Source organism: Enterococcus ratti, from assembly GCF_001886195.1.
GTDB classification, from domain to species: Bacteria; Bacillota; Bacilli; order Lactobacillales; family Enterococcaceae; genus Enterococcus_B; species Enterococcus_B ratti.
In genome coordinates, this window is record NZ_JXLB01000008.1 from 27,253 (window position 1) to 43,472 (window position 16,220).

Sequence of the window (16,220 nt, forward strand, 5' to 3'; positions counted from 1 at the left end):
GCTAGGGCACAAAGAATACTATTCGAGGATCTCACTAACCGTTGAGATAGCGAGGATACAAAACGTTTGCTTTTGAAGAGGCGTCCAAGAAACATTTTTAGACAGAAAATATTTTAGCGCTTAAGGTTTACTTTTATCATTGATTATTCACTAAAATTTTACTGAACTATTTGCCAAAATAACGACATTGATGGTATATTATACTACAATGAAATCGGATTCCTATCGCGACTAGGAGGATAAAAAATGAAAAAATCAGTAATAACCAATAAGACGGCTCTAATAGAATTAAAGGCCATCCTAAAAATTATCATCGGAAATGTCTTATTAGGATTAGCTTATGCCAAATGGATGAAACCCAATAACATTATTAATGGCGGAGTGACGAGTATTGCCATGATTTTGGAAAGGATAACTGGGGTGTCGATTGTTTATTTGACATCAGGCGTGACGATTCTTTTATTAGTTTTTTGCTGGTTGTTTTTAGGGAAGGCTAATTTTTTCAAATCAATTGTCAGTAGTATTTGTTATAACACTTTTTTTACTTTTTTTTATTTGTCGAATATCAATGTTCAAGTAAATGTCGGTGTCGATTTTTTATTTGCTAGTTTTTTTATAGCAATTGGCTATTACTGTTGTATTTCAGCAAATGCTTCTACTGTAGGAATGGATGTAATTGCTTTAGCGATTCACAAAAAACACCCAAAGTTTAGTATTGCTCGTGGAATCCGTTCGATTAATTTTTTTGTTTTGGCTTTAGGTTTGATGACATATGGGTTAAAATCAGTAGTGATTGGTTTTTTATTTAGTTTAGTAAATTCTTATATTTTAGGTTTTCTGTTAAAGCAAACCAAATTAAAATAGACAGGAATGGATGGAAAACGAGGTGCTAGTATGGCAACAATTAAAGACATTGCAAATTTAGCTGGAGTGTCTAAAACAACAGTTTCTAGGGTTTTAAATTTTGATCAGACATTATCAGTAAGTGATGACACGAGAAAACGTATTTTTGAAGCCGCAGAAAAATTAGAATACAAGAAATATAAGAGAAAACGTGTAATTGATAAAGGCAAAATTGCTATCGTTCAGTGGATGACGGAAAAAGATGAATTGGATGATGTGTACTATCTTTCTCTTAGAATGAGTGCTGAAAAAAAAATATTAGATGAAGGCTATGAAATTGCTCGCTATTTTTGCGACGATGAAATGTATTTTGGCAAAGGAGTCATTGGAATAATTTCTATAGGCGAATGTACACCAGAACAGCAACAAATTCTCATAAATTTTACTGATCATGTGGTTTTTGTAGGAATGGACATTCTTTCGGCAAACTATGATTCCGTTTCATTAGATTTTGACCAAGCAGTTCACAGTGTGATTGATTTTTTTATTAAAACCGGCCATACGGATATTGGATTTATCGGTGGAATTGATTACGGAAAAACATTACCCAATCATCCAGTTGGAAAAGATAAACGGACGATTGCCTTTGAAAAATATATGTGTTTAATGGGGATTTATAAGCCGGAAAATGTTTTTCAGTCTTCGTTTGATGTTGAAAGCGGCTATGAAATGATGAAAGAAGCAATTAATCAATTCGACAAACAGCTACCAACTGCTTTTTTTACAGCCAATGATCCATTGGCTGTCGGTGCCTTGCGGGCTCTATTAGAAAAAGACATTCAAGTACCTGAAAGAGTTTCTTTAATTGGATTTAATGATACAAGTGTAGCCAAACATGTTTTCCCCACATTAAGTTCAGTAAGAATTCATACAGAAATTATGGGGGCTTCAAGTATTGAGTTACTGTTAGAACGCTTAGAAACAGAATGCAAAGTGGCTAAAAAATTGATAATTGCTACAGAATTAATGTTACGAGGAAGTACAGTTAATGAGATGAAGCCTTTTAAAAATTGAGTGGGAATTCCTTAACGGTCGATAAATCTCTTTTAACAATGAAAAAAATAAACCTGAACCTTACTTAGCAGACAATTCTAAAATTTATCTTTTAAATTTTTAGAAGTGCCTGCTTATTTTTTTTATAAACTCTTCCGATTTTTTTATTTGATTAAGATAGAAAACAGCGATTTGGAAGAAAAAATAATTTCTCATATTGCAAAGAAAGACTAATGAAGGTGAATATTCGCTATCTTTTATATTTAAAACGTAATATGGAAAGTAAAATAGAGTAATTTTTATAGTTATATTTTTAGTAAATAAAATAAAAATATTCACTAAAATTATTGACATTTTGTTCACTAAGGTGTATTCTATGTTTTGAAAAAAGCGTTTACAAAAAGGAGGAAATTAAATGAAGGTTCGAAGATGGTTAAACTTAGCTTTAGGATTAATAGTGTTAGTTAGTTTGGTCGCTTGTGGAAATAGTCCTTCTAAAGCAAAGGAAACTGCGGCCTCAGCAAAAGAATTAGCAACAAAAAAGCGGGTGAAAAAAGCAACTATTGAAGCATACGTTCCCAAAGGAAAGAATACAGATTATTTACAAAAAGCAATGGAACTTTATAACCAAAAGTACCATACAAAATTAAAACTAACCCCCGTTGATGTTGCACCGGCTATTCCAATGGTTCAAAAAGTAACCCCTAAGTTAGTGGCAAATGAAAAAATGCCGGATTTAATTTTTTTGCAAGACAGTAATGCAGGATCACTTTTTGATAAATTTGAAGATCGTTTTTATTCTGCAGAAGATTTTGGGTTTGTAAAAAAATATGGGAAGAACTTTTATTCAGCGAAAATGAACATGTTAGAAAATATTGCTTCCTCAAAAAAGATTTATGGTTTTCCTAATGATTGGGGCAACGCTGCAATGTTTTACAACGAAGCAGCATTTAAAGAAGCAGACGTGGATATGATACATATTAAGACTTGGGATGAGTTGATTGAAGCAGGTAAAAAATTAAAAGAAAAAACCGGTAAAAAATTATTATTTATGCGAGACACAGGTGAGTTGGACTTAGTGAAATATTTAACTGATCAGCAAGGTATTTCCTTATTTGATAAAGGCGGCAATTTAAATCTTTTAGATCCAGCAGTCGAAAAATCGTATAAAATCATTCAAAAACTCCAAAAGGAAGATTTAGTTTCTTACGGCAATTCAAAAGATTATTCCATTATTGGTCAGGATTGCGGCATCATGTTGGCTGGTGGCTGGCTCGCTTCTTATCAAGCAGTAGATCATCCAGCCGATGAAGGAAAATGGAGAATTAGAGCGATTCCTGTGGTTGATTCAGTCAATAACTTTGCTCCTATGAGTGGAGGATCAAGCTACTATGTTCCAAAAAATTCAGACCATGCTTTAGCTGCATTGCAATTTATTACCTTTGCGTTAACAGATAAAGATGCTTTAGATGTTTATATGGAATTAAGCGGATTGCCAGCAAATATGGCCGCTTACACCAGTATAATTGCACAAAAAGAATTTTCTTATTATGGCAAACAAAAAATTTTGTTAACGTTAAATGAAATCAGTCAAAACAGTATTGAAGGTTATGTATTCCCTTATTCAGCCGATCTAGACAACTATATTGAAGCCGCTAGTTATGATATAAAAAACAAAGGCGTTCCCATTAAAGAAGCTCTAAAAAAACAAGCAGAGGATTTTTCTTCAAAATATGGCGTAAAAGTGAATAAATAGCCAATAAATGACTAGGATGGATAAAAGTCCTAGTCTATTTTAAAACTGAAAAGGAGTAGACACATGGAATCACCTAAAAAGAAAAAAGCAAACACCAATTACTCCCGAACAGCATATATTATGCTGTTGCCGTTTCTCATATTATTTGTTGTTACTTTACTTATTCCAGCTATAATGTCATTTGGCTTTAGTTTTGCTAAAGTATCAACTTCTCTTGATTTTGTTGGATTAGATAATTTTATCACTATTTTTAAGGATCCATTATTTTTTAAATCTTATTTTAATGTTTTTATTTTTATGTTTTTCTCAATACCCATCACCATCTTTTTTGCATTAACTTTTGCTGTGCTCTTGAATCAACCGACCATTAAAGGCAAAGGTTTTTTTCGAACCGTGTATTACTTACCAGCCATTACTTCAATTGTCGCCGTATCTTCAGTTTTTTTAACTTTTTATAATCCTACAGGGCTGTTTAATACAATTTTAACAACAATTGGCTTATCACCTATTCCTTGGTTAACGGATCCTTTTTGGGCACGAGTATCCATCATCATTATTTCTATTTGGCTAAACGTTGGCTATTACACCGTTTTATTTTTAGCAGGATTACAAAATATTTCAATTGAAATTTATGAAAGTGCGGATATCGATGGCGCAAATAGCATGCAGAAGTTTTTTAAAATTACAATCCCTTTATTAAAACCAGTGGTGCTAATGGGCATGATTTTGTCTACCATTAATGGTTTAGGCGCATTTGAAGTCCCTAACATTTTATTTAAAAACGGTTTTGGACCGGATTCTTCAGCAGCAACAGTTGGAGTTAACCTATATAAAACCAGTTTTGAAATGGTTGATTTTGGGAAAGCCTCAGCCATCTCTTGGACAATGGTAATTATTGCAGCAATATTGTCAATTATTCAATTTATCATAGGGGGAAAAAACAATGAAGCATAAATTAAGTCCCTGCCTAATCTATGTTGTTTTATTAGTTGGGCTCATCATTTTTGCATTGCCGTATATTTATATGCTAATTGCTTCCACCCAAACCAATGAAGTGATTTTGGGAGAAAAAATTAATTTTATGGTTGGACCACATTTTTTAACTAATCTCAAAGAAGTTCAAGAAAAATATGATTACATCCGCATATTAATTAATTCAGCTATTATTACTTTTGTCGGAACAGCTCTTTCTACTTTTGTCACTACACTAGCTGGATATGTTATGGCAAAGTATCGTTTTAAAGGCAGTCGTTTGATTTTCAACCTCGTAATGGTTTCTCGAATGATTCCCAGTTTTGCCACTTTGATTCCAACTTTTTATATTTTAAGTAAATTCGGGTTAACTAATACCTTTACAGGCGTTATCATTCCTAGCATGGCTTCCACTACATCTGTATTCATGATGCGTCAATATGCGAAAAAATTTCCCAATGAATTAATGGAAGCTTCTAGAATTGATGGGGCAAGCGAGTGGACTATTTTTTTAAAGATTGCTGTTCCCGTTTTAACTCCTAGCATTATTACTACGGCTCTGCTTACATTTATGGGGTATTGGAATTCTTATTTAATTCCATTGATTGTATTGTCTGACTCTAAAAAATTTACGGTGCCACTAATTATTCAAAATATGACACAAAACAATTATGATCCATTAAATTATGGGTCCCTAATGGCAATTTTAGCTACATCAGTCATTCCAATTGTTTTATTGTACATGTTTTTACAATCAAAGTTTAAATCAAATGGATTAGATTCAGCTATTAAATAAAATTTTTTAGGAGGAGCAATAAAATGGATTTTAAAATTAAAGAGAAATTTTATGTTGATGGACAGCCAGTAAAGCTAATTTCTGGAGCAGTTCATTATTTTAGGATTCCACCCACTCAATGGCGACAAACACTGAAAAATTTACAAGCCATGGGCTGTAACTGTGTAGAAACCTACATCCCTTGGAATTTACATGAACCCATGAAAGGACAATTTAATTTTTCTGGTCTTGCAGATGTCATAAAATTTCTAGGAATCGCTGAAGAATTAGGATTATTTATCATTGTTCGCCCCAGTCCTTATATTTGTGGGGAGTGGGATTTTGGTGGTTTACCTGCTTGGCTTTTAAGAGATGGGAATATGCGAGTTCGTAGCCAACATCCTCTTTATCTGCAAGCAATTACTGATTATTATGCGGTACTTTTACCGAAACTCGTCCCTTATCAATTTACAAAAGGGGGGAAACTATTAATGGTTCAAGTAGAAAATGAATATGGTTCTTACAGTGAGGATAAAGTCTATTTGAAATTCTTAGTAGAAGAGCTTCGTAAATTTCTTAATGTTCCTTTATTTACGTCGGATGGCGGTTGGAAAGAGGCATTAGAAGCAGGCACATTAACCGAAGAAAATCTTTTAGCGACTGTTAATTTTGGTTCAGATGCAGCAGGAAATTTCGCTAGTTTGCAAGCTTATCAGAAAAAAAATGGGTTGGTGCAGCCTTTAATGTGTATGGAGTTTTGGAACGGTTGGTTTAACTCTTGGCAAAAACCAATTATTCGTAGAAATCCGCAGGAAACTGCCGAAGAAGTACGTGCAGTTTTGCAAAAAGGAAGTATTAATTTTTATATGTTTCAAGGCGGCACTAACTACGGTTTTTACAATGGCTGTTCAGATGCGGGAAGAGACAATGACCCCCAAATTACTTCTTACGATTATGATGCACCGCTTACTGAATGGGGGGCACCTACTGACAAATATTTTGCCATTCAAAAAGTAATCAAAGAAGAAGTACCAACTGCAAAAATAGCAGAACCCATCTATCCAGAAGTGATAAATTTAGGAACTTACTCCATTCAAGAAAGTGTTGGATTATTTGCCGTTTTAGAAGACATCACTACACCAATCATTCATGACTATACGTTACCTATGGAACAACTAGGTCAAAATTTTGGTTACATCCTTTATCGAAGCTCATTAGTAAATAAACGGTACATAGAAAAACTAAAGATAGTCAATGCTTCAGATCGAGTACAATTTTTTATCAATCAAGAAGCAGTAGCGACCCAATATCAAGAAACTTTAGGACAAGAAATTTCTTTTGAATTAAAAAAAGAGCAAAATGAGTTAAGTTTGTTGGTTGAAAACATGGGAAGAAATAATTATGGACCTAAATTAGTAGCCGATACCCAAAGAAAAGGAATACGAAGTGGTGTAATGGAAGATATCCATTATATCTCTGATTGGGCACATTACTGTTTGGAATTTACTTCAGAACAGCTTGCAAAAATCGATTTTTCTAAGGCTGCCAATGAGAAATTACCAAGTTTTTATAAAACAGTCATTCATTTACCTCAAGTGGTTAATACGTTTTTGGATTGTAGCCGCTTCGGTAAAGGGGTAGTCTTCGTGAATGGCCAAAATATGGGTCGTTATTGGAGTATAGGTCCTGTTAAAACGTTATACATTCCCGATTATTTTTGGCAAGAAGGCGCCAATGAAGTCATTATTTTTGAAACAGAAGGCATAGCAATTGATGAATTACGTTTTACTCAGCTTCCTATAATGGAATAAATCCGGATAAAGCGCAATTTCAATCACATAGATACATTCAAAAAGAGACAAAAAATTTATAGTGAAGATACGTAGTTTTGGACTGACAGCCTTCTTGACCTGTAAAGTCTCATTGAAAAGTTTAGATAAATTTCCGTAAAAGAGCTAAAAGTATTAAAGAAACCATCACTTTCAACAAAAAAGCGTTAGTGAGAACGTAAAAAAGAAGGCGCCCGAATAAATAATGTTAGTAAAAGATAGAAAAGTGATTGTAGAAAATAAAGAATTGATTTTACCTGATTAGGAGGCAAACCATGTTAACGAAGGCACAAATAAAAAAAGAAATAGACAATGTTTATCAAAAGATTAATAACAATTTAAAATTATTTGAAACGTTGGTACCTGCTGCTGTATCCACTAATTATATTTATCCAGCAGTTGAAAATGCCGATTGGACGGATGGTTTTTGGATCGGTATGTTGCATTTAGCACAAGGATATCAACCAAATGAAAAAATCAAACAAGTAATTGTAAAGCAATTGGAAGTATTTAAACAACGTTTAGATCAGGAAATTGTTTTAAATCATCATGACATTGGTTTCTTATATTCTTTGTCGGCAGTGGCAGATTATCGTGAAAACAAAACCGTTACTTCTAAAAAATTAGCATTAAAAGCTGCAGATATTTTAATGCGTCGATACAATGAAAATGCGGGTATCTTTCAAGCATGGGGCGATATTTTAGATAAAAAGCAGCAAGGAAGAATGATTATCGACTGTAATATGAATTTGCCTCTGCTTTATTTTGCTTCAAACGAGACGGGAAACCTTGTTTATCGAAAAGCGGCAAAAGCGCATATAAAAAAAGCACAAAAATATTTGATTCGAAAAGACTATTCAACTTTTCATACATATTATATGGATGTTGAGACGGGAAAGCCTCGTTTTGGGGCAACAGCACAAGGATTTTCAGATGATTCTTGTTGGTCGAGAGGACAAGCATGGGGGATTTACGGTTTTGCTATTAACTATACTCATACCGGGGATGCTACTTTATTAGATTCGGCTTGTCAATTAGCTGATTATTATTTAGCGCATTTGCCTGTAGATAAAATTGCTTATTGGGATCTGATTTTCCAACAAGGTTCCAAAGAAGAACGGGATACTTCGGCTTCGGCAATTGTCGTCTGCGGTTTATTGGAACTAGCAAAGCATTTGCCGTTAACAGATAATAGGAAAAAAAGATATGAAGAAGCAGCACAAGAAATCATGAGCAGCTTAATAAAAAATTATACGACAAAAAATTATCCTAATTCTAATGGATTATTAGTTCAAGGCGTTTATTCAAAGCCGAGTGGAAATGGGATTGATGAATGTACAATATGGGGCGATTATTTTTATTTTGAAGCATTGACAAGATTGGATCGTAGTTGGTCAACTTATTGGTAGGAGGAGAAACAATGAAATTACATTATTTAGGAACAGCTGCTGCAGAGAGAGTACCGGCAATTTTTTGCAATTGTCGCATTTGTCGTTACGCACGTCAACATGGAGGAAAAGACTTACGGACGCAAACGCAAACGTTGGTAGATGATGGGGATTTGTTAATTGATTTTCCTGGGGACAGTTATTTTCATCTGCGCGAACATCAATTGAGTTTTAATACGATTGAACATTTGTTGATTACTCATTGGCACAGCGATCATTTATATGCGGAAGATTTAGCTTTTCGTATGAGTCCTTATGGAAATGACTTGGATAAAAAAATGACTGTTTACGGAAATGCTACAGTCCATCAATTTTTTGATAGAGCGTTCAAATTAGAAAACATGACAGAAGCTTCACGTATTGAATTTCAAGAGTTAGCGCCTTTTAAAAGCTATAAAATTGGATCTTACACTGTTCATGCTTTGCCAGCAGTCCATGGAAGAAAAGTTAGTGATTGTTTTATTTATGTGATTGAAAGAGAAGAAAAACGCTTGTTTTATATGCACGATACAGGATTTCCTATGGAGGATGTCTTGAATTACCTAGAAAGTAATAATTTAATACTTGATGCCGTTTCTCTTGATTGTACAGGACAAGGACAAAAAGAAGCTGGCACTATTCATATGAATGTTAATGAAAACTTACGGTTGATTTCAGAGTTGAAAAAACGTTCACTTTGTCAAAATGATACGATTTATATTACTAATCATTTTTCCCATAATGGCGGTTTAACGTATCAAGAGATGCAGGAATTAGGAAAAAGACATCAATTAATCACTGCTTACGATGGAATGGTTATTGAAATTTAATGAGTCATGGTATCAATCATGTAAAACGTTTAAATTTTCTTTTGTTTATCAGTAATTCAATGAAAAGGTCAGAAGTTGACAAAAATAAGTAGAATTTCTAGTTACTTTGGTCTTTCAAGGATCAAAGAAAAAAGACAGGAGGATTTGTTTTTTTAATATAATAAAAATAGAATAATGGACGAAAAAAAGAAAATAAAGAAAATAAAGAGAGAGAATAGGAAATACCATAAATGGATTGATTTCTTTTTTAGTAGGAAAATAAGTGCTATCAATATAGCTCAATCTATCCTATATACTTTGCAAGTATTCTGAACGCGAAGCTTTACACTTACTGGAACATCGATTTTTTACAAAAAAGAAGCCGTTTATCACAACGATCATGTGATAGACGGCTTTGGACTTTTATGATTTTGTAACAGATTTGCATTGAATAAGCCTTTTACATAAAAAGTTCACGTGTGTATAGCATACTTCTTGACTGTTGTAGTTAAATATTTATTCTTTCATTTTTTCTTCCTACTTTAACTAGAAATTTTTACCTAATTCTGTCGCTTTATCTAAGACAGCTTGCATCAATTCTTCTGCACGGTCCGGTGCATAGTCAATGCCTTCAATAAATAACTGCTCGACTTGATCAATTCCCACAAAATTTAAAATTTCTTTAACATATTGAGAAGCAAAGTCTTGTCCATTGTAGATACCACCATTTGATTGAATATGCAATGCTTTTTTACCGGAAACTAATCCTTTTGGACCATGATCTGTGTAGCGGAATGTTTTGCCGGCTACGTTGACGGTATCGAACCATGCTTTTAATTTTGTTGGAATATTTAAGTTCCACAAAGCATTGGCAATCACAATTTTATCTGATGCAAGAAATTGATCCGTTAATTCATTAAAACGAGCAATTTTTTGTCGTTGATTTTCCGATAAAGTGGTGAATTCAGCGCCTGCACGAAGGGCTTCCCATCCTAAAAGTAAGTCTTCGTCAATTTCTGGAAGATCCTCACGATAAAGTTCTAAGACAGTCACTTCGTCTTCGGGATGATTTTCTTTGTAACTAGTTAAAAATGTAGATAATGTTTTAACTGAACGAGATTCCTCTGCTGTTAAAGGGTGTGCTTTTACTACTAAAACTGATGTCATGATACTCTCTCTCCTTTAATCATTATTGTTATGTGACTAACATAGCTAGTTTACTTGAAAGAAAAAAGAGTATCAAGTTTTTTTAAGGTAGATTTTTTCAACAAATTTATGAAAATATCATGCAATTATCTTGCAAAACAACTTTTTAGTGTTATAATGACAAGGTGTCATATGACAGTCTGTCATATTTATAGAAAGAAAGGAGGATAAACATGCCTACACAGACTTTTTTTCATCTACCAGAAGAAAAAAAGAAACGGTTGTTAGAAGCTGCTAAAATTGAATTTTCCAGAGTTCCGTTAAAAGATGCTTCCATTGCTAATATTGTAAAGATTGCAGAAATTCCTCGAGGAAGTTTTTATCAGTATTTTGAAAATAAAGAAGACCTTTACTATTATTATTTTGAAACGCTTAGACGGGATAGTTCAAGAGATATGATTCAGTTGATGAAAGAAGTAAATGGGGATTTATTTCAGGGTTTTGAACTTTATTTTACTAAATTGATTCATGAAATCCTAGTTGGAGAAAATGCTTCGTTTTATCGAAATTTGTTCATGAATATGGATTATCGAGCTTCACGTAGAGTGATTCCCCGTGTTAAAGACTATTCACGTGAGCCGCATGTAAAACAAAAACAAGATGCTAAAGAGTTGATTGAATTGATTGATCGGACAACACTTAAAGCCAAAGAAGATCATGAAATGGAATTACTAGTCCAGTTGATTATGAATATCGTGTTTACTACTGTTGCACATGCCTATAAATCATTTTCAAAGTCAAAAGATTACTCCATAGATCAAACAATCGAAGAATTTAAATTAAAATTATCTTGGTTGAAAGATGGCGTATATAAATAGAAAGAAGGGGATCACATGCTAAAAATTGTCAGACGAATATCACTATTTTCAGCTATTGCAGCTGCGTTCTTCATGGTGATTCAAGTTTTGTCAGATCTTTATTTACCAACACTTACTTCAAATATTATCGATAAAGGAGTTGCACAAGGCGATGTCGATTATATTTGGCATACAGGATTTATCATGATCGGATTTTCTTTAGTGAGTATTTTCGCAGCGATTGCGAATACTTTTTTTGCTACACGTGAGTCACAAAAATTAGGAAAGCAATTACGTACGGATGTTTATAAAAAAGCAGAAAGTTTAACAAAAGACGCCTTTGACAAATACGGTACAGCTTCTTTAATTACACGTACCACAAATGACGTTACTCAAATTCAAATGGTCACACAAATGTTTTTAAGAATGATGATCAACGCTCCCATTACATTAATTGGTGCGAGTTTTTTAGCATATCAAAAGGATCACGAACTAACCAAAATTTTCTTAGTGGTGATCCCAATCATGCTAGTAGTTATTGGCGGAATCATGTATTTTGCAGTGCCATTATTTAAAAGCATGCAAAAAAAGACGGATCGCTTGAATTTAGTATTTCGTGAAGGATTAACAGGGGTGAGGGTCATTCGTGCTTTTGACAAAACACGCTTTGAGGAAAATCGCTTTAATTTAGCCAATAAAGATTACACGAATACAGCCATCAAAGTAAATACAATCGTTGCATTAATGATGCCGATGATGACGCTAATTATGAGTGGAACAAACGTGGCCATTACTTGGTTCGGCGGACACTACATAGCAGACATGACATTAGAAGTTGGAAATCTAATTGCATTTATGACTTATGCCATGCAGATTTTAATCAGTTTTATGATGCTTTCAGCTATTTTTATCATGGTTCCTCGAGCACAAGCTTCTGCAGATCGCATCAATGAAGTATTGAATGAAAAAGTGGGAATTGCGGACCCTGAAAATCCCAAAGAAATTGCCTTAGCCGGAAAAGACGCCTCCATTTCTTTCAATCATGTCAACTATCGCTACCACGGTGCAGAAAAATTAGCATTGGAAGATATTGACTTTTCAGCAAAATCTGGTGAAATCGTTGCAATTATCGGAGGAACCGGGTCAGGTAAATCGACATTAGTTAATTTGATTCCCCGGTTATATGATGTGGAATCTGGAACGATTAAAATCAATGGTGTAAGTATTACAGAGATGACACAGCATAATTTACGTGAACTAATGGGATTCGTTCCCCAAAAAGCAATGCTATTTTCTGGTACGATCAGAGAAAACATGCAATACGGAAAAGCCGATGCAACGGACGAAAGAATTTGGCAAACTTTAGAAATTGCTCAAGCAAAAGACTTTGTTTCAGAATTGGAAGCCGGCTTAGACAGCCACGTGGAACAAGGCGGAGGAAATTTCTCTGGAGGGCAAAAGCAACGGTTAGCTATTGCACGGGCGTTAGTAAAACCCGCAGATATTTACGTATTCGACGATTCCTTTTCAGCCTTGGACTTTAAAACAGATGCCAAACTGCGTCAAGCATTAAAACAAAACATGAAAGAAAGTGTGACAGTATTAGTCGCTCAACGAGTAAGTACTGTAATGGATGCAGACATAATTTTAGTCCTCGATGAAGGAAAATTAGTTGGAAAAGGTACACATAAAGAATTACTTAAAACGAATGAAACATATCAAGAAATTGTTCATTCGCAACTAAGAGAGGAGGATCTAGCATGAATACAGGAAATACGAAACCTTCTCATAGACCAATGGGCGCAGGGCACGGTCCAGGACGCGGTATTGGTGCTAAAGGAGAAAAACCTAAAAATTTTTGGGGAACAGTCAGACGTTTGTTTGGCTATATGTCAAAACGGCTAGTAGCAATTATCGCCGTCTTTGTGCTTGCTATTGCGGCAGTTATCTTTCAAATACAAACGCCAAAAGTCCTAGGAAAAGCAACGACTGAAATATTTAACGGTGTCATGGCGGGTGCAAAACAAATGCAGGCGGGACAACAGGTAACAAAATTTCCGATTAATTTTGATAAGATTGCGCAAATCATTGCAACCGTCGTTGTGATGTATTTGATTGCGGCAGTATTCAACTTTTTACAACAATTTATTATGACAAGAGTCTCACAGCGCACGGTATATGAGTTGCGACATGACTTAGAGGCAAAAATGAATCGTGTTCCTATTTCTTATTATGATACACACACTAACGGAGACATCATGTCGCGAGCAATCAATGACATGGATAACATCGCTAGCACACTTCAACAAAACTTAACGCAATTTGTTACGAGCGCCGTTACGTTAATTGGCGTTATAATAATGATGTTTTCGATTAGCTGGCAATTGACGCTTGTAGCTTTATTAATGATTCCATTGAGCTTAATTGTTGTGATGATCATTGCACCAAAATCTCAGGTGTTTTTCGCAGATCAACAAAGAAGTTTAGGTCTTTTAAACAATCAAGTAGAAGAAACGTATGGCGGTCATACCATTGTTAAAACATTTAATCATACAGAAAAAGACCAAGAAGTTTTTGAAAAAGAAAACCAAAAACTATATGCAGCAGGATGGAAAGCTCAATTTATTTCTGCTATTATCATGCCTTTGATGAATTTTGTTAAAAATTTAGGCTATGTTTTTGTCGCGGTTTTAGGTGGAGTGAAAGTTGCGAATGGGCATATGACGCTTGGTGATGTTCAAGCATTCTTGCAATATACGACTCAATTTTCACAGCCAATTACTCAATTGGCCAGTTTGATGAATACTATTCAATCAACTGTAGCTTCGGCTGAACGGGTTTTTGAGGTGTTGGATGAAGAAGAAATGACAGAGAAAAAATCTGGGCTTCCCGTTGAGGAAAATACACCATATAAAGTACGTTTTAAAAATGTTCAATTTGGTTATACAAAAGATAACTTACTTATGACTGATTTTAATCTGGACGTAAAACCCGGAGAAATGGTCGCCATCGTTGGTCCGACCGGTGCAGGGAAAACGACGTTGATCAATTTATTAGAACGTTTCTATGATGTTTCCGGCGGTAGTATCCGTTATGTCGGTGTAGATACAAGAGACCTATCACGAGATGATTTACGCGCACAATTTTCAATGGTTCTCCAAGATACATGGTTATTTACGGGGAGTATCTACGACAACATAAAATACGGGAATGATGATGCGACCCAAGAACAAGTGATCGAAGCAGCAAAAGCTGCGCATGTAGATGACTTTGTCCGCAAATTGCCTGAAGGGTATCACACTGTATTGAATGAAGAGGCCAGCAATATTTCACAAGGACAGCGTCAATTGATTACGATCGCTCGTGCATTTTTAGCTAATCCTGACGTATTAATTCTTGATGAGGCGACTTCCAGTGTAGACACACGTACAGAAATATTGATTCAAAAAGCGATGAATCGTTTATTAGAAAATCGGACAAGTTTTGTTGTTGCTCACCGACTGTCAACGATACGAGACGCTGACAATATTATTGTGATGAATCATGGCTCGATTGTTGAAACGGGTAATCACATCACGCTGATGGAAAAAAACGGTTTTTATGCTGATTTATACAACAGCCAATTCTCAGAAGAAGCTGTCTCTTAAACTCAATGAAATAATAAAACACATGGAAGCCGTTATGAGAATCTTCCATGTGTTTTATTATTTATAACGAAAGTTGTTTAAATATATTTAATAAATCGTATGTAAAATGCGAAAATTCTCACATTTTTTTTAATAAAAAACCATTTATTGCTTGAAAGAAATGAGCAGCATCGTTAAAATAAAGCTGGACGTAGAGGGGAGCAAGAAAAAATGAAAGATTTTAAACTAGGGGCTGCTATTTACTTAAAAAGTATAGCAATCCGTGTAAAAGACAGAAATAAAATGATTGACTTTTACAAGAACACAATTGGTTTTGATTTGAAACGCGAAGAAAATGAATTAGCTATTTTGGGTACACAAGAACAAGACAGTGAAATGTTATTGTTGGAAGAAAGTCCTAGAGCAAATGATTATTTCGGAGAAATAAAGAAGCTTAGACGTCTTTCACTTGTTATTCCAAGTGTAGAAGAAATGGCGGATATTCTTTGCCGAATTCGAAAAACGAATTACCCTATTGAAGGGGCATTAGAAGATCAAGGTCGAATGGGCATCTTTCTTAAAGACCCGGAAGGAAATGAATTAGAGATTTATCATGAAGAAACAAAAGAGCAAAATCAGTTAAAGGTGATGGATCAAGAATCGCTGTTGCATAAGTCAAAAGAAACGTATAAAAAATTATCAGTCGACACCTACTTTGAAAAAATTCATTTGCATGTGTTTGATCGCCTGAAAGAACGTCATTTCTTAAATGATTTGCTTGGATTAAAAATTTACGATGAAAAAAATGATATATATGTTTTAAATGAAGGAATTTTCCAAGTAGGAATAACAGAAACCAAAAGTAAAGCAATGGCATTACCTACTCATGAAGTACTTGGATTGGACTTTTTGAAATTTGTGATTACTCAAGAAAGTATGGAACGTTTGATCCAACATTTGAAATCATTTAAAGTTGACTTTTTTCTTGATCAAAGGCACACTGTACTAACCATCTATGATTCAATTGGTGTCGAGTGGTGGTTTGTCATTGACACTAAAAAAGTAAAAAATAAAGTGAAATATAAGTGAATAAAAAATGGCTCCTAAACAATGTATATTTAGGGGCT

Annotated in this window: 13 protein-coding genes; 12 read left to right on the forward strand and 1 reads right to left on the reverse strand. The window is 34.4% G+C overall.

All coding sequences use genetic code 11. From position 1 onward, the window contains the following. The first annotated feature begins 246 nt into the window (after positions 1 to 246). The 8 genes from RV14_RS05050 (at position 247) to RV14_RS05085 (ending at position 9,485) form a co-directional block, all read left to right on the forward strand. Positions 247 to 864: a YitT family protein gene (locus RV14_RS05050; RefSeq protein WP_071855212.1), complete on the forward strand. Its 618-nt coding sequence runs from the start codon at positions 247 to 249 to the stop codon at positions 862 to 864. A 30-nt stretch (positions 865 to 894) separates the two neighbouring features. Continuing rightward, the gene (locus RV14_RS05055; RefSeq protein ID WP_071855213.1) at positions 895 to 1,917 is read left to right on the forward strand and encodes a LacI family DNA-binding transcriptional regulator; all 1,023 of its coding nucleotides are present in this window, start codon (positions 895 to 897) and stop codon (positions 1,915 to 1,917) included. Between the two features lie 394 nt (positions 1,918 to 2,311). Then, positions 2,312 to 3,652, forward strand: a complete 1,341-nt coding sequence (locus RV14_RS05060) for an ABC transporter substrate-binding protein (RefSeq protein WP_071855214.1) — start codon at positions 2,312 to 2,314, stop codon at positions 3,650 to 3,652. A 63-nt stretch (positions 3,653 to 3,715) separates the two neighbouring features. Further along, the gene (locus RV14_RS05065; RefSeq protein ID WP_071855215.1) at positions 3,716 to 4,606 is read left to right on the forward strand and encodes a carbohydrate ABC transporter permease; all 891 of its coding nucleotides are present in this window, start codon (positions 3,716 to 3,718) and stop codon (positions 4,604 to 4,606) included. Then, a complete protein-coding gene (locus tag RV14_RS05070) occupies positions 4,596 to 5,420 on the forward strand; it encodes a carbohydrate ABC transporter permease (RefSeq protein ID WP_071855216.1) in 825 nt (274 codons plus the stop codon). The genes RV14_RS05065 and RV14_RS05070 overlap by 11 nt, the downstream gene beginning before the upstream one ends. Before the next feature lie 23 nt (positions 5,421 to 5,443). Further along, complete coding sequence (locus RV14_RS05075; RefSeq protein ID WP_071855217.1) at positions 5,444 to 7,210, forward strand: glycoside hydrolase family 35 protein; 1,767 nt, start codon at positions 5,444 to 5,446, stop codon at positions 7,208 to 7,210. A gap of 293 nt (positions 7,211 to 7,503) precedes the next feature. Next, positions 7,504 to 8,637, forward strand: coding sequence for a glycoside hydrolase family 88 protein (locus RV14_RS05080; RefSeq protein ID WP_071855218.1), 1,134 nt, complete (start codon positions 7,504 to 7,506; stop codon positions 8,635 to 8,637). Between the two features lie 11 nt (positions 8,638 to 8,648). Continuing rightward, positions 8,649 to 9,485, forward strand: coding sequence for an MBL fold metallo-hydrolase (locus tag RV14_RS05085; protein WP_071855219.1), 837 nt, complete (start codon positions 8,649 to 8,651; stop codon positions 9,483 to 9,485). A 525-nt stretch (positions 9,486 to 10,010) separates the two neighbouring features. Here the strand turns inward: RV14_RS05085 and RV14_RS05090 are convergent. Further along, positions 10,011 to 10,631, reverse strand: a complete 621-nt coding sequence (locus RV14_RS05090) for an NAD(P)H-dependent oxidoreductase (RefSeq protein WP_071855220.1) — start codon at positions 10,629 to 10,631, stop codon at positions 10,011 to 10,013. A gap of 212 nt (positions 10,632 to 10,843) precedes the next feature. Here RV14_RS05090 and RV14_RS05095 point away from each other — a divergent pair, with 212 nt between their 5' ends. From RV14_RS05095 to RV14_RS05110, 4 genes are all read left to right on the forward strand, one after another. Further along, a complete protein-coding gene (locus tag RV14_RS05095) occupies positions 10,844 to 11,488 on the forward strand; it encodes a TetR/AcrR family transcriptional regulator (RefSeq protein ID WP_071855221.1) in 645 nt (214 codons plus the stop codon). Between the two features lie 15 nt (positions 11,489 to 11,503). After that, the gene (locus tag RV14_RS05100) at positions 11,504 to 13,231 is read left to right on the forward strand and encodes an ABC transporter ATP-binding protein (RefSeq protein ID WP_071855222.1); all 1,728 of its coding nucleotides are present in this window, start codon (positions 11,504 to 11,506) and stop codon (positions 13,229 to 13,231) included. Then, positions 13,228 to 15,114: an ABC transporter ATP-binding protein gene (locus RV14_RS05105; RefSeq protein ID WP_071855223.1), complete on the forward strand. Its 1,887-nt coding sequence runs from the start codon at positions 13,228 to 13,230 to the stop codon at positions 15,112 to 15,114. Before RV14_RS05100 ends, RV14_RS05105 begins: the two co-directional genes overlap by 4 nt. 210 nt (positions 15,115 to 15,324) lie before the next feature. Further along, positions 15,325 to 16,182 (forward strand): CppA N-terminal domain-containing protein, encoded by an 858-nt coding sequence (locus RV14_RS05110; protein ID WP_071855224.1) that lies wholly within the window; start codon positions 15,325 to 15,327, stop codon positions 16,180 to 16,182. Positions 16,183 to 16,220: the final 38 nt, after the last annotated feature.